This is a genomic window from Sphingobacterium sp. SYP-B4668 (genome assembly GCF_027627455.1).
In the GTDB taxonomy this organism is placed as follows: domain Bacteria; phylum Bacteroidota; class Bacteroidia; order Sphingobacteriales; family Sphingobacteriaceae; genus Sphingobacterium.
Genome location: NZ_CP115483.1, coordinates 914,770 through 940,937, shown reverse-complemented (window position 1 = coordinate 940,937; position 26,168 = coordinate 914,770). Strand labels below are relative to the sequence as shown.

At 41.5% G+C, this 26,168-nt stretch carries 21 protein-coding genes and 1 other RNA gene; 12 read left to right on the top strand and 10 right to left on the bottom strand.

The genetic code is table 11. From position 1 onward, the window contains the following. The first annotated feature begins 250 nt into the window (after nucleotides 1–250). Nucleotides 251–4,768: a glutamate synthase large subunit gene (gltB, locus tag OQ289_RS04035; RefSeq protein ID WP_270089521.1), complete on the top strand. Its 4,518-nt coding sequence runs from the start codon at nucleotides 251–253 to the stop codon at nucleotides 4,766–4,768. 11 nt (nucleotides 4,769–4,779) lie between these two features. After that, nucleotides 4,780–6,246 (top strand): glutamate synthase subunit beta, encoded by a 1,467-nt coding sequence (locus tag OQ289_RS04030; protein WP_270089520.1) that lies wholly within the window; start codon nucleotides 4,780–4,782, stop codon nucleotides 6,244–6,246. Nucleotides 6,247–6,318: 72 nt separating this feature from the next. Here the strand turns inward: OQ289_RS04030 and OQ289_RS04025 are convergent, their stop codons facing one another. Genes OQ289_RS04025 through tgt form a run of 3 tightly spaced genes read right to left on the bottom strand, consistent with a single transcriptional unit; the run spans nucleotide 6,319 to nucleotide 9,477 of the window. Continuing rightward, entirely contained in the window at nucleotides 6,319–7,233 is a 915-nt protein-coding gene (locus OQ289_RS04025) for a DMT family transporter (RefSeq protein ID WP_270089519.1), read from the bottom strand. A gap of 10 nt (nucleotides 7,234–7,243) precedes the next feature. Beyond that, nucleotides 7,244–8,323: an LptF/LptG family permease gene (locus tag OQ289_RS04020; RefSeq protein ID WP_270089518.1), complete on the bottom strand. Its 1,080-nt coding sequence runs from the start codon at nucleotides 8,321–8,323 to the stop codon at nucleotides 7,244–7,246. A 23-nt stretch (nucleotides 8,324–8,346) separates the two neighbouring features. Then, nucleotides 8,347–9,477 carry a tRNA guanosine(34) transglycosylase Tgt gene (gene tgt, locus OQ289_RS04015; RefSeq protein ID WP_270089517.1) on the bottom strand — a complete coding sequence of 377 codons (1,131 nt, stop codon included), beginning with the start codon at nucleotides 9,475–9,477 and terminating at the stop codon, nucleotides 8,347–8,349. A gap of 235 nt (nucleotides 9,478–9,712) precedes the next feature. Between tgt and OQ289_RS04010 the strand changes: the two genes are divergently transcribed. Next, on the top strand, nucleotides 9,713–10,861 hold the full coding sequence (locus OQ289_RS04010; protein ID WP_270089516.1) for a glycosyltransferase: 1,149 nt from the start codon (nucleotides 9,713–9,715) through the stop codon (nucleotides 10,859–10,861). A gap of 25 nt (nucleotides 10,862–10,886) precedes the next feature. Then, nucleotides 10,887–11,522 carry a 16S rRNA (guanine(527)-N(7))-methyltransferase RsmG gene (gene rsmG, locus OQ289_RS04005; RefSeq protein ID WP_270089515.1) on the top strand — a complete coding sequence of 212 codons (636 nt, stop codon included), beginning with the start codon at nucleotides 10,887–10,889 and terminating at the stop codon, nucleotides 11,520–11,522. A 92-nt stretch (nucleotides 11,523–11,614) separates the two neighbouring features. Here the strand turns inward: rsmG and OQ289_RS04000 are convergent, their stop codons facing one another. Then, nucleotides 11,615–11,845 carry a hypothetical protein gene (locus OQ289_RS04000; protein WP_033564767.1) on the bottom strand — a complete coding sequence of 77 codons (231 nt, stop codon included), beginning with the start codon at nucleotides 11,843–11,845 and terminating at the stop codon, nucleotides 11,615–11,617. A gap of 221 nt (nucleotides 11,846–12,066) precedes the next feature. On the opposite strand from OQ289_RS04000, the gene dprA reads away from it, so the two are divergent. The 5 genes from dprA to accD all read left to right on the top strand — a co-directional run bounded on the left by dprA (nucleotide 12,067) and on the right by accD (nucleotide 16,702). Then, on the top strand, nucleotides 12,067–13,167 hold the full coding sequence (gene dprA / locus OQ289_RS03995) for a DNA-processing protein DprA (protein WP_270089514.1): 1,101 nt from the start codon (nucleotides 12,067–12,069) through the stop codon (nucleotides 13,165–13,167). Nucleotides 13,168–13,186: 19 nt separating this feature from the next. Further along, nucleotides 13,187–14,695: an MFS transporter gene (locus OQ289_RS03990; RefSeq protein WP_270089513.1), complete on the top strand. Its 1,509-nt coding sequence runs from the start codon at nucleotides 13,187–13,189 to the stop codon at nucleotides 14,693–14,695. Nucleotide 14,696: 1 nt separating this feature from the next. Beyond that, entirely contained in the window at nucleotides 14,697–14,924 is a 228-nt protein-coding gene (locus OQ289_RS03985) for a DUF6814 family protein (protein ID WP_270089512.1), read from the top strand. Nucleotides 14,925–15,072: 148 nt separating this feature from the next. Next, nucleotides 15,073–15,170, top strand: an RNA gene (gene ffs / locus OQ289_RS03980) — signal recognition particle sRNA small type. Nucleotides 15,171–15,859: 689 nt separating this feature from the next. Continuing rightward, a complete protein-coding gene (gene accD / locus OQ289_RS03975; protein ID WP_270089511.1) occupies nucleotides 15,860–16,702 on the top strand; it encodes an acetyl-CoA carboxylase, carboxyltransferase subunit beta in 843 nt (280 codons plus the stop codon). 29 nt (nucleotides 16,703–16,731) lie between these two features. On the opposite strand, the gene OQ289_RS03970 is transcribed toward accD, so the two are convergent. Then, entirely contained in the window at nucleotides 16,732–17,073 is a 342-nt protein-coding gene (locus OQ289_RS03970; protein ID WP_270089510.1) for a hypothetical protein, read from the bottom strand. Between the two features lie 146 nt (nucleotides 17,074–17,219). Between OQ289_RS03970 and OQ289_RS03965 the strand changes: the two genes are divergently transcribed. Further along, nucleotides 17,220–17,555: a MerR family transcriptional regulator gene (locus OQ289_RS03965; protein WP_033564760.1), complete on the top strand. Its 336-nt coding sequence runs from the start codon at nucleotides 17,220–17,222 to the stop codon at nucleotides 17,553–17,555. A 19-nt stretch (nucleotides 17,556–17,574) separates the two neighbouring features. On the opposite strand, the gene fbp is transcribed toward OQ289_RS03965, so the two are convergent. From fbp to OQ289_RS03950, 3 genes are all read right to left on the bottom strand, one after another. Continuing rightward, nucleotides 17,575–18,573, bottom strand: coding sequence for a class 1 fructose-bisphosphatase (gene fbp, locus OQ289_RS03960; protein WP_270089509.1), 999 nt, complete (start codon nucleotides 18,571–18,573; stop codon nucleotides 17,575–17,577). Nucleotides 18,574–18,650: 77 nt separating this feature from the next. Beyond that, entirely contained in the window at nucleotides 18,651–19,145 is a 495-nt protein-coding gene (locus OQ289_RS03955) for a metallophosphoesterase family protein (protein WP_270089508.1), read from the bottom strand. A 67-nt stretch (nucleotides 19,146–19,212) separates the two neighbouring features. Further along, nucleotides 19,213–19,866, bottom strand: coding sequence for a tRNA1(Val) (adenine(37)-N6)-methyltransferase (locus OQ289_RS03950; protein WP_270089507.1), 654 nt, complete (start codon nucleotides 19,864–19,866; stop codon nucleotides 19,213–19,215). A gap of 152 nt (nucleotides 19,867–20,018) precedes the next feature. On the opposite strand from OQ289_RS03950, the gene OQ289_RS03945 reads away from it, so the two are divergent. Then, nucleotides 20,019–21,149: a hypothetical protein gene (locus tag OQ289_RS03945; protein ID WP_270089506.1), complete on the top strand. Its 1,131-nt coding sequence runs from the start codon at nucleotides 20,019–20,021 to the stop codon at nucleotides 21,147–21,149. Here OQ289_RS03945 and mutS read toward each other — a convergent pair. Continuing rightward, nucleotides 21,146–23,755 carry a DNA mismatch repair protein MutS gene (gene mutS, locus OQ289_RS03940; RefSeq protein WP_270089505.1) on the bottom strand — a complete coding sequence of 870 codons (2,610 nt, stop codon included), beginning with the start codon at nucleotides 23,753–23,755 and terminating at the stop codon, nucleotides 21,146–21,148. The genes OQ289_RS03945 and mutS overlap by 4 nt on opposite strands. Nucleotides 23,756–23,992: 237 nt before the next feature. Between mutS and mtgA the strand changes: the two genes are divergently transcribed. After that, entirely contained in the window at nucleotides 23,993–24,721 is a 729-nt protein-coding gene (gene mtgA / locus OQ289_RS03935) for a monofunctional biosynthetic peptidoglycan transglycosylase (RefSeq protein WP_270089504.1), read from the top strand. Between the two features lie 41 nt (nucleotides 24,722–24,762). Here mtgA and OQ289_RS03930 read toward each other — a convergent pair whose 3' ends face one another. Further along, entirely contained in the window at nucleotides 24,763–26,148 is a 1,386-nt protein-coding gene (locus OQ289_RS03930; RefSeq protein WP_270089503.1) for an MBL fold metallo-hydrolase, read from the bottom strand. Nucleotides 26,149–26,168 lie beyond the last annotated feature (20 nt).

Here is a 26,168-nt window from a genome sequence, read left to right as displayed (position 1 = left end):
ACTAGACCATATCAAGACAATGTAGCTTGCCCATCTCTGACTATCATCGCTTCCAAGTATACCCCCACTGCCCAATATATCCATAGCTTAAGGACTTCCAACCCTAAAGCTCAAATAATATAAAATCGCTCACAAATCAATATTTATATTAGAAAAAACATAATAAAATGAAATTTTTATTATGTTTTTTTGAAAATATATTTTGTTTTATTCCTATATTAGCAAACTGAATAATTATTTGAGGAGAAAGATGACAAACGAAAGACCGGAGAGCAAGGGACTCTATAACCCTGATTTTGAACATGATGCCTGTGGAGTTGGTTTTGTAGCTCATATAAAAGGCCACAAGTCTCATCATCAGGTTAAAGATGCACTTACTATGTTAGAAAACATGGAGCATCGCGGAGCATGTGGCTGTGACCCTGAGAGTGGTGACGGCGCAGGTATTATGATTCAATTGCCACACGAATTTCTGTGGGAAGAATGTATTTCATTAGGTATTCAACTAGAGGAGCCCGGATACTATGGAACGGGAATGTTATTCCTTCCTAAAGATCCCGAGATGAATGACATCTGCCGAGAAACAGTTATCAAATCTTGCGAGGAGCGCAATATGCGATTCTTAGGTTTTCGCTCTGTACCTGTCAATCGGGAAGGAATTGGTCAGACAGCATTAAGCGCTGAGCCCGAAATTGTCCAATTCTTTGTAGCACGTCCTGATGGCATATCCAACACCGAAGAGTTTGAGCGCAAACTATTTGTACTTAGACGCTTGATTATTCAAAAAATAAAAGAACTTCAAGCTTATCCACTCCCTATTTATATTGCTTCACTATCCTGCAAGACTATTATCTATAAAGGACAGCTCACTACTTATCAGGTCGGCACTTATTTTAAGGATTTGAGAGACCCGAGAGTAGTCTCTGCTTTCGGATTAGTACACTCCCGTTTTTCTACAAACACTTTCCCTTCATGGTCGCTGGCCCAACCGTTCAGACATATCGCTCACAATGGCGAGATCAACACCTTGACAGGAAACCTTAACTGGTTCTATGCTGGCGTAAGATCATTGTCATCCCCGTATTTCACCGACGAGGAAATGCAGATTTTACTACCTGTAGTAGACAAGGGGCAGTCAGACTCGGCCTGTTTGGACAATGTCGTAGAACTTTTATTGCACAGCGGTCGCAGTCTTCCACATGTAATGCTGATGCTAGTCCCAGAAGCTTGGGATGGCAATACACAGATGGACCCTCTCAAAAGAGCTTTTTACGAATATCATGCTACCCTAATGGAGCCATGGGATGGTCCAGCGGCTTTGTGTTTTACGGATGGAAAAACCATTGGAGCCACATTGGACCGCAATGGCTTACGTCCTTTGAGATATGCCATTACATCGGATGACCGTGTAGTTGTAGCTTCTGAAGCTGGAGCCTTACCTATCCCAGAGCATACCATTATCAAGAAAGGGCGTCAACAACCCGGTAAGATATTTGTAGTGGATATGGAAGCTGGACGTATTCGTACAGACGAAGAGGTAAAGGGTGAACTCATCCGTCAACAACCTTACGGAGAATGGCTGAACAATTACAAAATAAGATTAGAGGAATTGGCAGACCCACGTGTGACATACACCTATCTGTCCAAGGAATCTGTTTTTAAATATCAACAAGGATTCGGTTATTCGCGAGAAGATTTAGAAACTATCCTTACACCAATGGCGCTAACTGGATATGAACCTATAGGATCTATGGGTACAGATGTACCCCTTGCCGTACTATCCGATCAGCCACAGCACTTATCTAGCTATTTTAAACAATTCTTTGCACAGGTTACCAATCCTCCGATTGACCCTATCCGCGAACGATTGGTCATGAGTCTAGCAACCTTCATCGGGAATGCAGGCAATATTCTGATAGAGGACAAAAAATTCTGTCATTGTGTGATGTTGCAGCACCCTATCCTGACTTCCAGCGAACTTGAAAAATTACGTTCTATTGATACCGGAGTCTTCCAAGCGAAGACATTACAATTGTACTTTAAAGCCGATGGCAATCCGGGATCATTAGAAGATGGTATAGAAAGACTATGCCGCTATGCCGATGACGCCGTGCGTGATGGATTTGAAGTATTAATCCTATCCGATCGTGCTATCGACTCCCAACACGCACCAATTCCTTCTATCCTTGCCGTGTCGGCCGTACACCACCACTTGATTAAAACAGGCAACCGCGGTGCTGTCGGATTAGTTGTTGAAGCGGGTGATGTATGGGAGGTTCACCATTTTGCTTGTCTATTGGCTTTCGGCGCTACAGCTATAAATCCATATATGGCATTGGCAAGTATCCGTACCATGAAAGAACAAGGGAACATGGATACTGACCTGGTTTGGGACACCTTAAAGAAAAATTACGTAAAAGCTATTTGCGGCGGATTATTGAAAATATTCTCGAAGATGGGTATATCCACCTTGCAATCTTACCACGGCGCTCAAATCTTCGAGGTATTGGGTATAGACTCTAGCGTAGTAGATAAATACTTCTGCGGAGCAGTATCTCGTATTGGAGGGTTATCATTAGATGACATCGCTACAGAAGTGTTGGCCAAGCACTGGTCTGCATTCGGACATGCGCGCACAGAGAAGAACCTACTTCCTGAAGGAGGTTTATACCAATGGAAAAGACGTGGCGAAGGTCACTTGTGGAATCCACAGACTGTACACCTATTACAACAGGCCTGTCGGACCAATGATTACGAGTCTTACAAAAAATATGCAGGACTTATCAACAACCAGAAGGAAAAAATGTATACCCTTCGAGGCTTACTAGACTTTGCAAAGCACCGTATGCCTGTGCCTCTTGAAGAAGTAGAGCCAGCACGCGATATCATGAAGAGATTTGCCACTGGAGCGATGTCCCTAGGTTCTATTTCAACCGAGGCGCATAGCACATTAGCGGTCGCTATGAATCGTATCGGGGCCAAGAGTAATACAGGAGAGGGAGGAGAAGATGCTGCTCGGTTCGTACCTTTGGCTAACGGGGATTCCATGCGCTCAGCGATTAAACAAGTGGCTTCTGCTCGCTTCGGGGTCACCTCACATTATCTAACCGAGGCGGATGAAATTCAAATCAAAATGGCGCAAGGTGCCAAGCCTGGAGAAGGTGGTCAACTCCCCGGCCATAAGGTCAATGACTTTATTGCGAGACTGAGACACTCTACTCCAGGTGTAGGATTGATATCTCCACCTCCTCACCATGACATTTATTCAATCGAAGATCTTGCACAGCTGATTTTCGATCTTAAAAATGCAAATAGAGAAGCCCGTATCAATGTTAAATTGGTATCCAAGGCAGGTGTAGGTACTATCGCAGCAGGTGTCGCAAAAGCACATGCCGACGTTATTCTGATTGCAGGATATGATGGTGGCACGGGCGCTTCTCCAATCAGCTCAGTGAAACATGCTGGACTGCCATGGGAGCTTGGTCTAGCCGAAGCCCATCAGACATTGGTACAAAATAAGCTGAGAAGCCGTGTAGTACTACAGGCTGACGGACAAATGAAGACTGGTCGTGACATTGTCATTGCAACCCTACTTGGTGCTGAAGAATGGGGAGTTGCTACCGCAGCTCTAATTGCGGGTGGGTGTATCATGATGCGCAAATGTCATCTGAATACTTGTCCTGTAGGTGTAGCAACACAGGATCCGGAGTTACAAAAACTATTTTCGGGCAAGCCGGAGGACATTGTCAACCTTTTCCAATTCTTAGCTGAAGAAATTAGGGAGACAATGGCACAATTGGGCTTCCGTACCATCAACGAAATGGTAGGCCGTGCGCAATTCCTGAAGAAAAGAGAAGGTATCCTACATTGGAAAGCAAAGAAAATTGATTTCTCTAGCATACTCCATGTACCGACCAACGCTCCTGGTGAATCACTTCATAATACGGAAGAACAAGATCATGGCATGGGTATGATTCTAGATTGGGGCCTTCTAAAGCAAGCGAAATATGCATTTGAAAGTAAGACTCCTGTATTCGGAACTTTCCCGGTCAAGAATACGGATCGCACAATCGGAACGCTATTGTCCAACGAAATATCCAAAGTCTTCGGTGCTGAAGGGCTACCAGACAATACCATCAACTTTAAATTTGAAGGATCTGCGGGCCAGTCTTTTGGTGCATTCAATACCAAAGGGATATCATTTGAACTTGAAGGTGAAGCCAACGATTACGTAGGGAAAGGTCTTTCTGGTGCACAGTTGGCTATATATCCTACAAGTGATAGCCCACTCATCGCTCACGAAAATATCATCATTGGCAATGTCGCGTTGTATGGAGCGACTTCGGGACACCTCTTCATCAACGGAATGGCGGGTGAACGCTTTGCCGTACGGAACTCTGGTGCGACAGCAGTAGTGGAAGGTATCGGTGACCACGGTTGTGAATATATGACTGGAGGAAGAGCATTGATACTAGGTCCTACCGGTCGTAACTTTGCTGCGGGAATGAGTGGAGGAATAGCTTGGATCTACGACATCAATGGGACGTTCAAAGACAACTGCAACCCTGAAATGGTAGATTTAGACCCTCTAGACACCGAAGATGAAACCGCAATAATAGCATTATTGAAGCGCCATACCCACCTGACCAAAAGTGAACGTGCAGGTTACATCCTCCAAAACTGGAATGCGGAGAAATCCAAATTTATCAAAGTATTTCCACGGGAATATAAAAATGTATTACTTAAACAATTAGTAGAGGCCAAATAAGAGGGAACGTCATGGGAAAAGCAACAGGATTTTTAGAATATGATAGAGCACTTCCTAAAAAGGAAGCAGCAGAAAATAGAAAACAACATTATCAGGAATTTGTTCAGAGCTATTCTGATACACAACTTAATGAACAAGCGGCGCGATGCATGAATTGTGGAATACCTTTCTGCCATTCGGGTTGTCCGCTTGGCAATGTCATTCCAGAATTCAATGATGCAGTTTATGATGGTAGATGGGAAGATGCCTACAACATTTTGGTATCGACCAACAACTTTCCTGAATTTACGGGAAGAATCTGTCCTGCACCATGCGAATCCGCATGTGTACTTGGCATCAACAAATCCCCAGTATCAATTGAGGAAATCGAAAAACATATTATTGAGATAGCTTTTAAGAAGAAATATGTAAAGCCCAATAAGAGCTTTTTAAAAACTGGCAAGCGCGTGGCTGTCGTAGGTTCGGGCCCAGCAGGTCTTGCCGCCGCCGCCCAGCTAAACAAGGCGGGGCATGATGTTGTTGTCTACGAAAGAGACGACAAAGTGGGGGGGCTGCTGCGCTACGGTATCCCAGATTTCAAATTGGACAAATCTATCATTGATAGACGGGTAGACGTCATGAAAGAGTCAGGGATAGAATTCCGCACCAATAGTGAAGTAGGCAAAAATATCCCTGTCAGCGAGTTACAGGAGTATGATGCTGTCGTGCTCTCTGGTGGATCTACAATACCTCGGGACCTTGCCATTCCAGGACGTCACTTAAAGGGGGTTCACTACGCCATGGAGTTTTTAAAACAACAGAATAAGCGCGTAGGAGAATCAGCTATTGAGGTCGAAGAAATCACAGCTACAGGCAAAAATGTACTGGTCATCGGTGGCGGTGATACTGGATCTGACTGCGTTGGAACGTCCAACCGCCACGGAGCGAAATCAATCACACAGTTTGAACTCATGCCACAGCCACCAGCTTCGCGATCAGCGGCCATGCCTTGGCCTACCTATCCCATGTTGCTCAAGACTACAACATCTCACGATGAGGGTTGTCAACGTCATTGGAGCATCAGTACCAAAGAGTTTTTGGGTGATGAACAAGGAAATCTAAGAGCAGCACTAGTTGTAGATTTGGAATGGGAAACAGATGCATTGGGAAGACCTACAAAATTCAAAGAGGTAGAAGGTTCACAAAGAGAATTGCCTTGTGAACTTGTCACGCTAGCAATGGGTTTTCTACACCCGCAGCAAGAAGGTTTACTGGAGCAATTGAAAGTAAGCCTAGACCCTCGCGGCAATGTTCTTGCCAACGAAGGTGAGTATAAAACTTCTTCAGATAAAATTTTCGCTGCAGGAGATATGAGAAGGGGCCAATCCCTAGTCGTATGGGCCATATCGGAAGGTCGCGAGTGCGCACGCCAAGTGGACAAATTCCTGATGGGATATTCCAATTTGGAAAGCAAGGAAGCAGTATACGAGTACGCTTAAATCAACCTAAGTAAATAAGAAAGCGCCCGATTGGAAGCATTCCTGTCGGGCATTTCTGCTTTTATAGGATTGCTAATGAAGCTTACGAATGAGCAATTCTTTTTGACGCCGTTCTATTTTGGTCTTGATATAAGGATATAAAAATACCGCCCCCAATACGATGGCTGAACCCATATAAAAACCTACGCTCATCGTCTCTTGCTGCCCAAAGATAAGTACTGCCAATAGAATACCATATACTGGTTCTAAATTGGTCGTCAATGCCACCGTAAATGCTGTAAGCTCTTTCATCACTGCTACTCCCAACACATAAGCTACAGCCGTACATACGACACCTAGGAGCAGCAAATAAAGCGAATCCTGTACACCAAGAGCCAGTTGACTATTGAAATCGCCCGAGAAAAGCATAAATACACTGATCCAAAAGAAAGCGCCCAACATTTCATAAAAAGTGATGATTGTCGCACTAGCCGATTTGACCATTTTACTATTCAGGATCGAGAAGATACTCGCGCAAAAGGCGCAAGCCAACCCACTTAATATCCCCATCAAATATTGCGTCTCAAACTGAAATATCGTATAAATACCTAGAATAATAATAAGTCCCACCACAATCTCCAAACCTGCAATCCTTCTCTTATACAGGATTGGTTCCAAAATAGCGGTATATAATGTTAAAGATGACAAGGTGACCAATGTTACCGAAACGGTAGATACCTTTATCGAATAAAAGAATAATACCCAATGCAACCCCACGACCGCGCCGGTCATGAAGAATTTAATAAAATCGATTTTACTAACAGCTATACTTTGTTTTTTGAATAGAAAATAGACCAATAAAGAAAGCGCTGCTATCAAGACCCTATACCAAACTAAATGAATAGCGGAGACAGAAATCAAATTGCCTAATATACCTGTGAATCCCCAGATTAAAACCGTCAAATGCAGAATGAGGACATTCTGGTTGTTTTTAAAAAAAGATATCATTGATTAAATATTATTTAGGAGCCTTATACAGTAAATAGACCGCCAAGGTCAAAAAGATAAGATTCGGAATCATCACTGCTATCAACGGTGGTAGTCCCCCTTTGAGCGAGAACATGGTCGAAAATTGAATCAATACGATATAAACAAAACTTAATGCAATCCCCAATCCAAGACTCAGGCCGATGCCACCTCTTACTTTCTTCGATGAAAGCGATACGCCCATCAGCGTCAAGATAAAGGCAGAAAAAGGGTAGATATAACGTTTGTATTTTTCCAACAGCAAATCCGTCATCATTCCGGTACCTCGGGTCCCTTCTTTTTCAATACGTTTATTGAGCTCATCAGTATTCATCGCTGTAAACATATTGTCAAATTTCTCAAAATCAGAGGGCCTCATATCCAATGTGGTATCTTTCTGATCACCCTTGTCCATACGCTCACTCAGACCGTTGACTATTCGATTAGTGTAACTCTCGATTTTCCATTTTGTAGCAACTGAATCCCATCGAATCCGATCAGCCATCATTTTCTCAATGAGTTTATCTCCATCGAATTTTTCAAGGACAAAGTTATAGCCAATCTTTTGTTTGGTATCAAAATTATCAATGTATACGTAGCTGTTCGAATCTATCTGCATATGGGTGGACGAAGTCGACCCTCCGGCACGATCGGGCTTTACGTATACATTTTCAAAGCCTACCTTCATCTTATTCGTCCGGGGGATGATGTAAATGTTGAAGACAAAAGTCACCGCAAAGATAATCGACGCAGCAATCATATAAGGTCTCAACATCCTATTGAAGCTCATCCCACCACTAAGTATGGGGACAATCTCCGTCTGATCGGCCATCTTAGATGTAAAGAAAATAACAGCGATAAAATTAATTAGTGGAGATAGAAAATTAAGGTAGAATGGTATAAATCCGGCATAGTATTGAAAAACAATCTTAGAAAGCGGTGCTTTATGCTCTAAGAAATTATCCAGCTTTTCAGAAACATCAAAAATAACCATGACAACCGTAAAAATAGCCATAGTGAAGACAAAAGTCGACAAATATTTTTTTATGATATACCAATCTATGATCTTCATGGATACATGCTTCTTTCGCTATTTTACAAACGTTGTCCTAAAATTTTGACCATTTTATTTTTCCAATCATAGAAAGTCCCTTCTACGATTTTCTCACGCGCCTGTTCGACAAGCCAAAGATAAAAATGTAAATTATGTAATGATGCGATCTGCGCTCCTAAAATCTCTTGGGAGCGTATTAAATGTCTGAGGTACGCCTTAGTATGAATTTGGTCAACCATTAAGTCACTTTCCGCTTCGATAGGCGAGAAATCATCCTTCCATTTTTCATTCTTGATATTGATGATTCCATTCTGTGTAAATAGCATTCCATTGCGAGCGTTGCGAGTAGGCATCACACAGTCAAACATATCAATACCCAAAGCTATATTTTCGAGTAGATTGATAGGCGTACCTACACCCATGAGATAACGAGGTTTTTCCCAAGGTAGGATATTACAGACCACTTCGGTCATCCCATACATATCTTCAGCTGGTTCTCCGACCGACAAACCTCCTATCGCATTCCCTTCTCGATTAAAAGACGCTATCGCTTCGGCCGATCGCTCCCGTAAATCTTTGTATACAGATCCCTGTACGATTGGAAACAATGTTTGATCATAACCATATAAGGGTTGGGTAGCGTCGAATCGATCGCAACAGCGTTTCAACCAGCGATGGGTCATTTCCATTGATCGACGTGCATACCCATAATCACATGGATATGGTGTACACTCATCAAAAGCCATTATGATATCAGCACCGATAATCCGTTGTGTATCCATCACATTCTCTGGAGTAAAAAGATGCTTGGATCCGTCGATATGGGAGCGAAAAGTCACCCCTTCTTCCTTTATTTTACGAACTTCGGTAAGCGAGTATACTTGATACCCGCCGCTATCCGTCAAAATAGGACCGTCCCAGCCGTTGAACTTATGTATACCTCCAGCTTTATTCAAGACATCCAATCCTGGTCGTAGATACAGGTGATACGTATTCCCCAAAATAATCTGTGCTTCAATATCCTTTTTCAATTCATGTTGGTGGACAGCTTTGACAGTACCGGCAGTACCTACAGGCATGAAAATTGGTGTTTGGATTTTACCGTGAGCTGTTTCGATTTCCCCAGCACGGGCTTTAGAAAATTTGTCGTTTGCTTGAAGCGTAAATTTCATGAAATAACCTCTCTATTCTATGCGATATCTAAGGCGCAATACGCTAACCTCATACAGATGGTTCTGAAAGCCAATATACAGACATTCAAAAACACTTGCAAAAGTACTACAAAATATGGCATCTCTTTATAGATGCTATACAAATATTATCAGATAACGTCTCATTTTGACATTAAATAACTAATTTTAACGCTCGAATCACAGATTCGTCAATACTTCTCCATAATTTTGACTCGTGAATATATCTTATTTTTCTAATCTTAATTTTACCTTCTTCCATCTAGCATTAGCTATTATAGGGGTACTACTGTTGATTCAACTCTTTTATATCCTATTTGTATATGGAAAACTTTCGTTGCATAAGGTCAAATCCTTTCAGACGATGGATAATACAATCCCACTCTCCATTATCATCTGTGCTAGGAATGAAGAGGAAAATCTGAAAACATTTCTCCCTTTAATACTTGGACAGGATTATCCACATTTTGAAGTCATCGTCGTCAATGACTGCTCTAGTGACGATACCAAATGGGTATTACAAGACCTTGAAAGGCAACATGGCAATCTAAAGCTTGTGGAGATCAAGGAACACATACAACTTAAACACAATAAAAAGTTTGCCGTCACACTTGGTATCAAAGCCGCTAGTCATGAGCACCTCTTATTTACCGATGCAGACTGTCAACCGAACTCTAGCCATTGGCTGTCCGAAATAGCAGGCGCCTTCTCAGAAAGGACCGAAATCGTACTTGGCTATTCTCCATATTTTAAAAAGAAGGGCTTCCTCAATAAACTCATCCGATTTGAGACCACGCACACCGCGATGAGCTATCTCGCTTATGCACTCAAAAAAAATGCTTATATGGGCGTAGGACGCAACATGGCCTACAGAAAGTCGCTTTTTTTTAAATCCAAGGGATTTACCTCACACATGCATATCAAATCTGGGGATGACGACTTATTTGTCAATCAAAATGCCAACCGAACCAATGTTAAAATCGCGATTCATCCGGATGCACATATGTATTCGGTCCCTAAGGATTCCTGGAAAAGCTATTATAAACAGAAGGCTAGGCATTCTGGCGCTTCAGTCTTGTACAAAAAGAAGCACCAACGCATGCTAGGAATCCAATTGATATCGGCAGCATTATTTTACATATCCTTATTAACAATCGTGTCCGTCTTCCCCTACATGTGGCACTATGTGGTAGGAGCCTACTTTATCAGATTGATCACACAGATTTTAGTCTTTCGTCCAATCTATAAAAAACTTGCTGTACATGATCTAATATGGTGGCTTCCATTTCTGGACCTGTATTACTATTTCTATATTTGTATCAATGGCTTGTTTAATAGAAAAAAAACGCAACGCACTTGGAAATAATCGTTCACGCTAAACTATCAATATTTTGAATCCTACAGTAGACATAATCTATCAATATTTTCCAAACCTGAATGAAGTTCAAAAAAGTCAGTTTGCGCAGCTTGCTGAGCTCTACCCTTTTTGGAATAACCAAATCAATGTAGTCTCCAGAAAAGACATAGAAAGCCTATATCTGCATCATGTCCTACATTCTTTGGGTATCGCAAAATTTATAACAGCGTTTACCCCTGGCACTCATATCTTAGATGTTGGCACGGGTGGTGGTTTCCCAGGTATTCCACTAGCCATTCTTTTTCCTGAAGTAAAATTTCATCTAGTTGATTCCATCGGCAAGAAAATAAAAGTAGTTCGTGAGGTCGCTGCTGCTTTGAAACTTACCAACGTTGAGGCAGACCATATACGCGCTGAACAATTGGACTATAAATATGACTTTGTGGTATCTAGGGCTGTAACTAGATTAGGAGATTTTGCACCTTGGATACGCAACAAGTTTCTTAAGCAAGACAAAAATGGTGTACCCAATGGGATTCTCTACCTTAAAGGCGGAGATTTGAAGGACGAAATCAAAGAGTCAAAACTCAAAGCTGAACTCCACCCGCTGTCTAGTTATTTTAAAGAGGATTTCTTTGATACTAAATATGTCGTATACGTGCAAATGTAGAACGTCGAGCGGACTAAATAGTGCGTATTGAGTAACTATGGGCGATAATAATAATCCTCTTTATGCCAAAGCCAATACGCACATCCCACCTACTACCCTAGCTCCTCTAGAATTTTCTTCCCAATCAAATGAATCTCTTCGTCCATACCAAACATAGGCAACCCAGTTTCAGGATGTAATTTTAGCCAACTTGTATCCGTATCTTTAATAATCTGGACATATTCCCTTCCGTCTTTAAATACCACATAAGTATCCTCTTCTTCTGGAAAAATAGAATAGATGATGTTCTCTATTTCTATGTCAAAAGGTTCTTTCATTTCCATGCTAATGTTTTCTTTTATTGATTACGTGTGTGAACGCTATGGCATAAATGACTTCACTATACCTCGTTTAATTGTTAATCCGTGTAAATAAATAATATATGCACGATGTGCCTATACTGATTAACATTTCAATATATAAGGCACAAAGTTACTATTCTTTACAAAAGAAGCCCAACCTATTCGTGATTTTAGGAATTATTCCTATATTAGGATAACCATTTATGAGCATCTTACAAAAAATAGCATTGACCAAAATCAAAGGCATTGGGCCTAAGCTATCGCGGTCATTATTATCGCAACTGGGCGCAGTAGACGCTATTTTTGAAGCTTCAAAAAAAACACTACAACATATTCCCGGTGTTGGGGAAGTACTGGCAAATGAAATTCTCAGCAAGCAAGCGCTATTAGATGCCGAAAAGGAACTTGCGTTTATTGAAAAACATCGCATTGCCCCACTTTGGTGGGAAGACCCCAACTATCCCAAAAGATTAGCAAATTGTGAAGATGCTCCTCTAATTGTATACTACAAAGGATCAGTATCCTTAAATCCACCTAAAGTCATCAGCGTCGTGGGGACCCGTAAGGCCACTGCATATGGTCGAAAGATGACCGAAAATCTAATACGAGATCTCCAGCACCTTGATGCACACATTATCAGTGGCTTGGCCTACGGCATCGATGTGCATGCCCATACCATAGCCTTAAAACATCAAATACCCACAATAGGTGTGCTAGGGCACGGCTTGGACCGCATCTATCCAGCGGCACATCGGGATATTGCTTCCGACATGATTGACTGCGGAGGTCTAATTACAGAATTTCCTTCGGGAACCAACCCCGACCGTCAGAACTTCCCGATGCGAAACCGCATCATTGCGGGCATGGCAGATGTCACCATCGTCATTGAAGCTGCCGCTTCAGGCGGAGCTCTTATCACCGCAGAAATTGCCAATAGTTATAATCGGGATGTGTGTGCAGTCCCTGGGGCTACCGACCAAGAGTTTTCAGCGGGGTGCAATTATTTAATCAAGACCAATAGGGCTCACTTGATACGCCATGCAGAAGATCTGTGCTACCTCATGAATTGGGAGCCAGACAGACCTAAGGTCACAAATACCCAATTTACACTACGCCTCCCAAAATTAACAAAGGATCAGCAGAAAGTCTTTCAATATATCCAAGAGCGGGAGCAGGCTACTGTGGATGAAATTGCATTGTACTGTGATTGGCCCCAAAGTAAACTGGCTATCCTCCTGTTAGAAATGGAGATGGAAGACTTATTAATATCCCTACCTGGAAAAACATACAAGTTACAACAATAACCTATACCTAAACCCAACTATGCAAGACCCTGTAAACAAAAAAGGAATCTGGAAAGTCATTGGTGCCTCTTCCATGGGCACACTTATTGAATGGTACGATTTCTTTATCTTTGGAAGTCTTTCCATTGTCATTTCAACCAAATTTTTTCCGTCGGACAATCCCACCGCCGCCTTTCTTTCTACACTAGCCACATTCGCTGCTGGCTTTGTCGTCCGCCCCTTTGGTGCTCTATTCTTTGGCAGGCTAGGTGACATGATTGGTCGAAAATACACCTTTATGGTCACCCTATTATTAATGGGGGGCGCTACGTTTCTCATTGGTTGTATCCCAAGCTATGACTCGATTGGCTTCTTGGCTCCGCTTTTGGTCCTTATTCTTCGGCTACTGCAAGGACTCGCCTTAGGAGGTGAGTATGGCGGAGCAGCAACATATGTTGCTGAGCATGCTCCCAAAGGGCAGCGCGGATACTGGACTTCGTGGATACAAACGACAGCCACATTCGGTCTTTTCATTTCACTAATAGTCATTCTACTCACCAAAAGCTTCCTTACAGCAGAGCAATTCGATCAGTGGGGATGGCGTGTGCCGTTCATGCTCTCTATCGTGATGGTATATGTATCTTACTTAATCCGTAAGAATATGGATGAATCCCCTGAGTTTAAGAAAGCCAAGTCAGAAGGGAAGACTTCTACAAACCCACTAAAAGAAAGCTTTGGTAACCGATATAATCTGAAATTTGTACTATTAGCGCTTTTCGGTGCAGCGATGGGACAAGGTGTTGTCTGGTATACAGGCCAATTTTACTCTATGAGTTTCATGAAGACCGTGATGTTCCTAGATTCGGACCAAGCAGATCTTATTTTGGGAACAGCCCTTCTCTTAGGTACTCCCTTCTTCATTGTATTTGGTTGGCTCAGTGACAAAGTGGGACGCAAGTGGATTATGCTCTTAGGCATGCTGCTGGCACTGTGTACCTACCGGCCAATATATGAAGCCATGTATACCATCACCAATATTAGCAAAAAAGAGCAATCAGCCGATAAGAAACTACTATCACAGAAAAAAGATGACCTGCATAATTCAACAATCTATACCTCAGAAACGCGCTATAGCGACCAAACGTTAGTCCAAGAAGTACGGACAGTAAGCAATGCTGATGGGCACGAAACATCTAAAAGCATCGTCACAATAGAAGGACAAAATAGATGGTGGCTCACTTTTCTTATTTTCATACAAATCATCTACATCACGATGGTATATGGACCGATTGCAGCATTCTTAGTTGAAATGTTTCCGGTTAAAATACGCTACACATCGATGTCACTTCCATATCATATCGGAAATGGCATATTCGGAGGCCTTTTGCCTGCTGTATCCACCTATTTGGCCACCAATGCACAAATCGCACAAGACCCTGAGTACTACCTAGCCGGCTTATGGTACCCTATCATCATATCCGCTGTGTGCTTTATCATTGGCGCATTTTATATCAATAAATCTATCATTCATAAGAACATAAACGACTAATATGGGAATCCTCAAAAAAATATTGGGAGCTATCTGGATTATACTCGCATTGCTAACAGCATACTTCTGCATTGCAGAGCTAGGTATCCCTAAATTAGTTACTGGCCATCAAGAAGACTTGGTATTTGGTATTATTATCCTGGGTATCCTTACACCCATTATATCCGTTGGCTTGGGATTATTTGGATATTACGCGCTGATTGGCGAATATGACGACAAGAATATGTGATATTACTTAATGTAGGCATGGGCAGATTCTGTTAAGTGGAAACAATCACAGCGACGTCGAAAAAAAAATAATAAGATGAAAACCAGCTCAGTAGCAAATTAAAGGATATTTGTTTTCGCAAATCCCAATAATTTGCTACTTTTGTGGTGGGTAAGTCTTTTACGACCAGCTCCCTTTGAATCCCCCAGGGTGGGAACACAGCAAGGGTATTTGGTTGAGCGGTGCGATAAAAGGGGCTTGCCCATTTTTTATGCCTAAAATTTTGAAACGTGTTCCATCGGATCACTGTGAAATATAAATTCTTTGATTACTGGACGATTTTTCACGGCCATCTTCTTGAATTCTTCATCAAATACCCTGTATTTTTATTCGTCACATTTAAAATTGCATCTTAAATCTGCCGTAGAAAATGTTTCTGCACAAAGGCCGTAGCAACTGTGTTCCAAGATGTCGTTACCGAATGGCAAACGATACTTCCTAAATGCTCTACAGTGAATCCTATAGAGGTACCCCTATTTAGAACACAGTGCATACCATTTGGCATAGTGTGCCACCCAAAGGCACATCACGTATTTGCTCTCTTTTTCGGATTCCCCATATCTCTTTCGTAAAAGTCTTATCGTTTTTTATGCCGTACCACTACCAAGGAACAGCCGAAGGCACCCCATGATTCACACTAAGAAATATTGGACAAGATGTGGGACCCCTAATGGATTATTAAGCGCTGTAAACAGTGACAAGTAAGTCTATACTTAGGGGAAACTAGTATAAATTGGCATTGGAAAAACACCTCCAAGCCGATTCTACAAACATCAAATAATTGCATATATCCTCACCACCCTATATTCAAGCATCCCCTCTTTAATCGCAATAATAAAAACACTTGTGAAAAGAAGCATTTTTATCTAAGTTTGTAGTCGAATAAGAACTTTTATATGAGTTGGTTTAAAAGAGAAAAAGCAGGGATTAATACCGCGACAGAAAACAAGAAAGAGGCACCAGATGGTCTTTGGAATAAATGTCCGGCATGTAAAAAACCCTTATTAAATATTGAACAGATTGAAAACAACTATGTTTGCCAATATTGTGGATATCATATCCGCATTGGATCCGCGGCTTATTTTTCAATCCTATTTGACGACAACAATTTCACTGAGCTATTTGCGAATCTCAAATCTGGTGATCCTATCCATTTTATCGACACGAAACCCTACGCCGAGCGCCTTGTTGAAGTAAGAGCAAAAACAGGACTTAACGATGCACTAAGAAGTGCACACGGCAAGCTTGATGGCAAAGATTTGGTGGTGGCCTGTATGGATTTCACTTTTATAGGCGGATCCATGGGATCGGTAGTGGGAGAAAAGATTGCTAGATCTATTGATTACTGTCTAGAGCACAAGGTCCCTTTCATGTTAATCTCCAAATCAGGTGGAGCACGCATGATGGAAGCAGCTTTCTCTTTGATGCAGATGGCCAAGACTTCTGCAAAATTAGCACTTTTAAGTCAAGCAAAAATTCCTTACATCTGTCTATTAACAGATCCTACAACAGGAGGAGTTACAGCATCATATGCGATGCTTGGAGATATCAATATTGCCGAACCAGGGGCATTGATTGGCTTTGCTGGTCCACGAGTCATCAAAGAAACAATCAAGAAAGATCTACCCAAAGGATTTCAAACTTCGGAATTCCTACTGGAACATGGTTTCTTGGATTTCATTGTCGATAGACGTGAATTGAAGCAAAAGATTTCGACTTTCTTGAAGTTGATTCAATAGCAAATGAAAGAGCTCCTAAAGGAGCTCTTTCATTTGCTAATATACCGCCAAAACTGCCAATACCTACGCCTATCCAAATAATGTGAATCCTGTTCATGCAGATAGGCTTCCTGTTCAAAGGAAATCATTAGATATGCCTTTCTAAAATTTCGATATCGCAACATTCGAATCCCAAACTCGATAAGGTACCAAATATAAAAGAATAGTATACCCAGTTCAAGCGCCTGTCTCAAGTGGATACGTTCATGATTAATGAGTGTCTGATCGTCCAAAAGCTGCCGCTTCTTGAGAAAGATAAATGGATATATCGTTACAGCGTGTGCTTTACCAAACGAAAACAACTTTGTCCAAAATTCACTAACGATAAGCATAATTCAAACTTAGAGAAAATGCATTGCATTCACCAATACAAGCTGAGAAAACACGAGATGTAATATGTAAACGAACCATATTCGGCTTGTGAATATGAAGCATTTTATCTAAGTTTGTTTGACTAGGATTAATGTAGATAAATAATATGCCTTATAAGGAACGTGAAATAAACAAGCTATACTATACGATGGGTGAGGTGACGGAAATGTTTAATGTCAATGCTTCACAAATTCGGTTTTATGAACGCGAATTTCCTATCCTTCAACCTAAGAAAAATAAGAAGGGTAATCGCCTATTTACGCAAGATGACATCGCTAATCTAAAGATTATCTTCAACCTAGTCAAGGACAAAGGCTACACGTTGCAAGGTGCGCGTGATTACCTGCGCTCCAATAAAAATGAAGCCCGAGAAAACCAACGTGTTGTAGACTCACTTGAAAAATTAAAAGGATTTCTATTAGAAGTAAGGGATAGCCTGTAAGACTACCTCAATACTACATCTAAGGTCTTAAGAAATCCTCCACTTTTTCTACCATTTCTCGGCTCCCCATTATAGCCGAACACCGCTGGTGCAATTCCCTAGGTAGGATATCTAGTATACGTTCATATCCAGTAGTCGCTTTACCTCCTGCCTGCTCCACTATAAATGCAATTGGATTACATTCATACAATAAACGGAGCTTACCCTGCGGATGACTTGAGGTTGTGGGGTATAAAAATATCCCTCCTTTCAACAAGTTACGATGTATATCGGCAACCATAGAGCCAATATATCGCGATACATAAGGACGTCGGGTGGCTACGTCTTCGATTTGACAGTATTTAATATAATCTTTTATTCCTTGCGGAAATTTAACGTAATTACCCTCATTAATGGAATAAATATTACCCTTTTCAGGAATAATGATATTAGGATGGGAAAGACAGAATTCTCCGATAGAAGGGTCCAATGTAAACCCATTCACGCCCTTACCCGTGGTATAGACCAACATCGTCGAAGAACCATAGATAATATACCCAGCAGCAACTTGATGAATGCCCTTTTGTAGAATATCTGATAGCGTAGCCTCTCCTTCTGTTGATTTTCGCCTATAGATAGAAAAGATAGTCCCTACCGAGACATTTACATCTATATTAGAAGAACCGTCAAGCGGATCGATGCAAACAATGTACTTGGCATCTTTAGAAACTGTTGAATTGAGATAGACGGCCTCATCTTGCTCCTCCGAAGCAAACACACAGCACTCCCCTCCACTACTTAATGCCCGCATAAATTGTTCGTCAGCATAGACATCCAGTTTTTTTTGGCCTTCACCTTGAATATTTACGTGCCCAGATTCACCCAGAATATCAGCCAGCCCCGCTTTGTTGACTTCCCGATTGACGACTTTTGCAGCGATACCAATATCTCGCAATAGCCGGGAAAGCTCCCCTTTCGCATAGGGAAAATCAGCCTGTTTCTCAATAATAAACTGGCCTAATGTTTTCATAATTGTCATTCGTTTGTTTTGTTTATATGATTTGCGCCAAATGTAGGTAACCAAAAACATTATCGCAACCAAATGACAACCAGACCTTAACGATTAGCCAATTCTATTATTTCCAAATTTTCAATTTTATTCACGTTTATATCAAATCGCATCAATGTTCTCACTTTATGCCAACCTTGCTTACCAGCGGCCCCTGGGTTTAGATGTAAACATTGCAATTTTTTATCATACTGAACTTTTAAGATATGCGAATGTCCACAAATGAATAATTGCGGCGGGTGAAGATAGATTTCGCTTTTGACTGCAGGAGCATATCTTCCCGGATACCCACCAATATGGGTCATCCACACATCCACTTCTTCGCACTTAAACCGCAAATTTTCGGGATATTGAATTCGAATATCCTTACCATCGATATTACCATATACACCCTTAAAGGGTTTGAATGCAGCAAGGGCATCTGCCACTTCAATTGTGCCAAAATCCCCAGCATGCCATATTTCATCACAAGATTTGAAATACTCAAATACCGCATCATCTAAGTAACTATGTGTATCGGATATCAGTCCAATTTTTTTCATATGTACGTAATTATTTCATGAGCTAGCAAGCTCGATTTGCGTGGAGTATACCATGTTCAACATCTACTTAAAATGCCAAAAAATAAGGCTTTAACAAGGCTTTGTAACCTGCAGAGTAAACTCCTCTACGTTCATAAATCACGAATATATTCTCTTCGCTATCAACTTTCATTCGTTTACGAAATGAAACAATATGTCTAATATCTGCATCTTTAGTGTAAGACTTGACACGGAGAGTATGTGCGAGATAAAGCTCCTGTGATATGGCTCTGCTCACCACCTCAGCAGCTAGTTCTGGCGGCAAAATAAGTCTTAGCATCCCCCCATCATGGATATGCAAGCCAGCAAAGTATAGTAATTTGTCAAAAAATGATTCATCGGCATGTCGAGCAACTTTCTTTCGCTGATCCGGATTGTGCAAAGAGTCTACATAAAAAGGTGGATTAGAAACAATCAAATCATAAGTCCCTGTTACTAACATCTCTTCAAAGGAGCCAGAGTGCAAGCACAACCGCTCAGCAAAAATGGAGGACTGAAAGTTAGACCGCGCGCGATTGGCGGCAGCATGATCGATTTCCACGGCTTCTATTGTCGCATGATTAAACTGTTGGGCCAACATCATCGCAATCACGCCGGTACCAGTACCAATATCTAAAATACGTCCGATAGGAAGGGTAGGTGTACTTGCAGCGAGTAATACTCCATCGGTATTGATCTTCATGGGACAATCAGTTTGATCCACCTGGAATTGCTTGAATGAAAATATTGACGACATCTCACAAAGATAGTGCTTTAGAACTTTAACAAGTCACTATTCTACATTCCGTAAATCATAAAATTTCACTACATTGGTCTCCATATTCTAAGATAGATATGAAACTTACCCTGACGTTCAATCCGCTGTATCTGATACTGATTATTTTGATAGCTCCGTATTCTGCATCTGCTCAGCAAGCTAATGCCCAAAGATGTGAACCCTTAATGCATGAATCTCTTTCCAAATTAGTACCCCTATTGGAAAAAAATGATTTTGCTAATAGTACACAGCTGATAGAGTCCATGATAGCAACCTGTGGTACAAACGAGTTCAACCAACGTCTAAAAATCACATTGGCACTCATTTCTAATAATAATACCCCTAGCCAGATTGATCAATATTTTAACGATGGATTGGATCAGAAACTTATCAAAAGATGGAACAGTACCGATAAAAAGAATTTCCAAGATTTATTTAAAAAGCAACCCCAAGAATACGATTTTGTACCACTGCGTCACCCTATCGACTCCCTTTTGAAATTAAAGGCTCAAGCACTCTTGTCCTCAGCCTCGTATGACTGGTCCCCACAAGAGCGAAAGCTCATCGCCTTATTTGCAGATGATTTTGATGAAATAGCGGCGCTAAGTACCCCCTCAGAAGATCAAATTGACATAGAACATTACAAAGGAAAAACAGGGATATTAGCCTATGTGGGAGGGTATGGTCCTTTAGGTGGGCGCAATACCACATTTGGATACAATCCTACATTAGGCATTACGATAATGAGTTCATTAAATAGGAACTTCATCTTTGAAGGAGGCATCAAAGTCCGAATCAACAGCTCAGACAAAAACTTTGACTACCAATTGTACGATGAAGTAGTCTCCGTCAATTCATCTGCAAGCATTTTTGTGGGCGGGAATGTTGGCTACAAAGTCTACGACCGCGATAAATACGTTATAATCCCGAAACTAATAATTGGTTGGGATATGATTACAACCGGACTTTCCGAAACGGTATATAACGACAATTACTATGACGAGTATGGGGATGGTTCAAGTACCAAATTTCACAATGTTAACACCTTACATCTAGGTGCTAGTCTCGCTACAATGTACCGCGTATCCAAACGAAACTATATCGGACTAGAGCTAGGATACCATCATACCCCTTATCAATGGGACAACAACTTAGTGACCAATATCTACCAACACTATGGCAGCTTAGAATTGTTTTTCAGATTCTAATTCTTTAGGAGTCGCTGGATTTCATCAAGCTTCATCAATGCTTCGACCGGAGTGAGGGTATTGACATCTAGATTATTCAGCATGTCTCTTATCTTTTCCAGAATGGGATCATCAATGGCAAACATCTGGAGTTGGTAGGCCTGCTTTTGTATCTTACGCATGCTATCTTTGATCTGCTCACCCCCTGTCCGCTCCTGTTCTAACCGTTTAAGGATTTCATTGGCGCGCGCAAGTAATCGAGGAGGCATACCGGCCAATTTAGCAACGTGTATTCCAAAGCTATGCTCGGAACCTCCCGGCACCAGCTTACGGAGAAAAATAACCTTATTATTGACTTCTTTCACCGTCACATTAAAATTCTTAATTCGAGGCATTGAAGTGCTCAATTCATTCAATTCATGATAGTGTGTCGCAAAAAGAGTCTTGGCTCTTGCTGTCGGGTGATTGTGCAAAAATTCGGCAATAGCCCAGGCAATAGATATACCATCATACGTACTGGTACCTCGTCCAATCTCATCCAATAATATCAGGCTTCGATCCGAAAGATTATTCATGATACTCGCAGTTTCATTCATCTCCACCATAAAGGTAGACTCGCCAGAGGACAAATTATCCGAAGCCCCTACCCTTGTAAAAATCTTATCAACCAATCCGATATGTGCCTCTTTTGCAGGCACAAAAGAGCCCATTTGGGTCATCAGTACAATAAGACCCGTTTGACGAAGTAATGCGGACTTACCCGCCATATTCGGTCCCGTAATAATAATAATCTGCTGCCCATCATTATCCAGATAAGTATCATTGGTAATGTAGTCCTCACCAATCGGCAAGTTACGCTCAATCACAGGATGTCTTCCGCCTTTTATATCCAACACTTTGCTCTCGCTGACTTCGGGCTTGACATAATAGTTCTTCTCCGCAATCACAGCGAAATTCAACAATACATCCAATTTTGCAATCAGTTGTGCATTTAATTGTATCGGTTTGATATAGTCCGCTATCGCTATTAAAAGCTCGGAATACAATCTATTTTCTATAGCCTGGATTTTTTCTTCGGCACCAAGAATCTGTTCCTCATATTCCTTCAGTTCTTCCGTGATGTAGCGTTCTGCATTTACCAAAGTCTGTTTACGAATCCAGCCTTCAGGCACCTTGTCCTTATGGGTGTTGGTCACCTCCAAATAATATCCAAATACGTTGTTGAAGGCTATTTTAAGAGATGGGATCCCCGTAGCTTCCGACTCTCTCCGTTGGATTTCGAGTAAGTAATCCTTTCCTCCAAATGCAATCTTACGCAATCGATCCATTTCGACATCTATACCATTAGCCATGACATTACCTTTGTTCAAGGCTACTGGGGGTTCGGACTGTATCTCACGCTCAATCTTTTCACGGATCAAGAGGCACGGATTGAGTTGTTCAGCAATCACATGCAAAGCTTCAGAATCCGTCGCCTGTGTGAGTTCTTTTAGTTTCTCTATGGCAAATAGCGATCGTTTAAGCTGTACGATTTCTCGAGGATTTGCTTTTTGCAAACCAATCTTACTAATCAGTCGTTCGAGGTCACCTACTTGCTTGATTTCCTTTATCAACTCATCCCGTAGGGGTTGGTTTTGATAAAAATAATCGACAGTATTCAATCGCTCTTGAATTGATTTCTTATCTTTCAAAGGCATCACAATCCATCTTTTCAATAGCCGAGCTCCCATTGGAGACGAGGTCTGATCGAGTACATCTGATAGCGTGGTTGCATTATCATTGGCCGAGCCGATTAATTCCAAATTACGTATCGTGAAGCGATCCAACCACATGTAACGATCTTCTTCTATCCTTGAAATATTGGAGATATGCTGTAGATTACGGTGTTCGGTCTCATTTAAATAATGTAAAGCTACTCCGGCACTTACTATTCCAACAGGCATTCGTTCAATCCCGAATCCCTTCATCGAGTTCACTTCAAAATGTTTGAGCAAATTCTCTGAAGCATAGTCGCCCGTATAAGGCCATTCATCTAAGGTGTACGTATAGAAATGACTTCCAAATGCCTCTGTAAATTCCTTCAGCTGTTTTTTAGGTAGGATAACCTCAGTCGGCTTAAAGCCTTGCAAAAGTTTATCAACATAGTTGCTGCTTCCTTGCGCAACCAAGAATTCACCTGTAGAGATATCCAAAAAGGATACCCCTAATATATTTTTTTCAAAAAAGACAGATGCAAGGTAGTTGTTAGATTTTTGATGAACGATATTGTCACTATAGGATACTCCAGGCGTCACAAGTTCGGTCACTCCCCTTTTTACAATAGTTTTGGTCATCTTTGGGTCTTCTAGCTGATCACATATAGCGACCCGCTGTCCCGCTCTTACCAATTTAGGTAAATAGGTTTCTAAAGAATGATGCGGAAATCCCGCCAAAGCAGTTTCCGATTCCGTTCCGTTGCCCCTTTTTGTTAGTACAATCCCTAAAATACCCGCGGCTTTAATCGCATCCTCACCAAACGTTTCATAAAAGTCTCCTACTCTGAATAATAATAATGCTCCAGGATATTTAACCTTTATCGCATTATACTGTTGCATAAGAGGGGTTTCTTTCTTCACTGCCTTTGCCAATTTTATTGAATTTAGATAAGTCGTAAAAATAAGAGAAATGTACCAATTAGGCAACTTATCAAGGGTAAAGTCATTCCTAATCTTTTTCCTCAACAGCTATGTATTCCAAGGTCATCAGGAATCCTATATTTTATGGGGATTGACACTATGATAAGTACAAAATACAGGTATTTTAAAATAAATGTATCAACAATGCTTAATACAGCTTAAGTTTGCAGCAAAAAACAGCGTAGGTAAATGGCCATCAGAAGAGGAAACAAAGTCAAACGTAAATCCAGCACACAGGATTTAAAGAAAAAGATATTGAAATGGACACTACGTGTCGTTGGAGGCTTTTTTGCGCTGACTATCTTTTGGGTTATCTGTTTGCGTTTCATTGACCCTCCAGTCACCTATCTAATGCTCAAACGAGGTTTCGAACGCAAAGGTGCGGGCAAAGAATGGAAATTAGAAAAGGAATGGTTGGACTATGATGAACTCTCGAACAATCTCAAAAGAGCGGCAATCGCCAGCGAAGATGCTCGCTTTATGGATCACAATGGTTTTGATGTAAAAGCAATACAGACAGCCCTTGAGAAAAACCAAAGTGGAAAGAAGCTTCGCGGTGGTAGCACCATCAGCCAACAAGTCGCCAAAAATGTATTCCTCTGGCCTGATCGCTCTTGGGTAAGAAAAGGCTTTGAAACCTACTTTACTTTTTTGATCGAGCTTCTTTGGAGCAAAAAGAGAATTCTTGAAGTCTATCTCAATGTAATCGAAATGGGGCAAGGTGTATATGGTGCCGAAGCTGCGGCTCAGTATTATTTCCATAAATCAGCCAAGAGCTTGACTAAGAAAGAGGCTGCCCTCATCATTGCAATCTTGCCAAGCCCTCAAAAATGGGATGCGAGAAATCCATCACCTTATGTCAACGGCAAAGCAAATCGAATCGTACGGTACATGGGGCATTCTAATATACCCGAATAAGAAAAAAAGGCGGAAATCCATTCGCCGCCTTTCTTTCTTAATTAATCTACCTCTTGTCCCTTTGCTCGCCAATCGGCCATACTACCCATATAAATCTTCAAATTCTTAAATCCGTTCTTCTTTAATATCGAAGCAGCTATTGTCGCCCGATCTCCACTCTGGCAATAAATAACAGCATCCTTATGCGTATCGATGTTTTCTAAATGCTGTTCCATCCTTCCCCACATGATATTTTTGGCCCCAGGAATATGTCCAGCTTCGTATTCAGCGGCACTGCGTACGTCAATAAGCTGAACAGAGTTATCTCCTATGATTTCTTTTACCTCTTCCATAGACACCACCTCAGTAGTTTGAAGTGGCAGGTCCAATCCCTCCATTCCTGAAATGTAACCTACTACACGGTCTAACCCAATCCGCATCAGCATTCGGGTAAGCTGTTCTATATGCTCAGAGGTAGCAAGAAGTATAATAGGTTTGTCATATGCAATGGTCCATCCAGCCCACGTAGCAAAAGATTGCTTAAATTGAATATTAAGTGCCCCCGCAAGGTGTCCCTTGACAAAGACATCCTTAGGACGTGTATCGATTATAATAGCTCCCTCCCGTTGATATTCCTGAAATTGTTGATCTCTCAACAAGGGGATCCTTGGAACCTCCACAAGCAAAGGTCGCTCGATCTTATTGAGTTTTTTCATCATCGCAAAATAGGTCGGTGCCTCAGGTTGCCCTTCTAATAATTCCGTCACAAACTGCTCTTCATTAGTTTGTAATAGTGCCCAATTACGGATACGTTCATAACCGACTGTACTACTAGGGACAGCACCTAGAGCCTTCCCACAAGAAGAACCGGCCCCATGTCCTGGCCACAACTGCACGTAATCAGGCAATGCTAAGAAACGTTGTATTGAATGAAACATTTGCTTCGCACCAACTTCGGAGGTGCCCTTCCAACCTGCCGCCTTCTCCAATAAGTCAGGACGCCCGATATCTCCAACAAATACAAAGTCACCTGTGAATACCATAATGGGTAAATCCGAAGCAGGGTGATCCGTTAGTACAAAACTGATACTCTCAGGTGTATGCCCAGGTGTATGCATCACCTCTAACGTTAGATTTCCTATCTTTATAACATCTCCATCTTTCAGCCCGATATGATCAAATTCATATTGCCAATCGCTCCCCCCCTCATCTGACAGGTGTAACGAGGCCCCTGTGGCCGCGACTAGTTCCCTTGAGCCACTTAAAAAATCTGCATGTATATGCGTCTCGGTCACGTTTGTGATTTCTAGGTTGTTTCGATTAGCTACTTCTAGATAAGTATCAACATCTCTTTTAGGATCAATGACAATGGCCACTCCTTTTGCCTGACAGCCTATTATATAACTCGCTTGAGCTAGACTCTCATCATATATGCGTTCAAAAAACATAGTAAATACCTTTCGTTAAT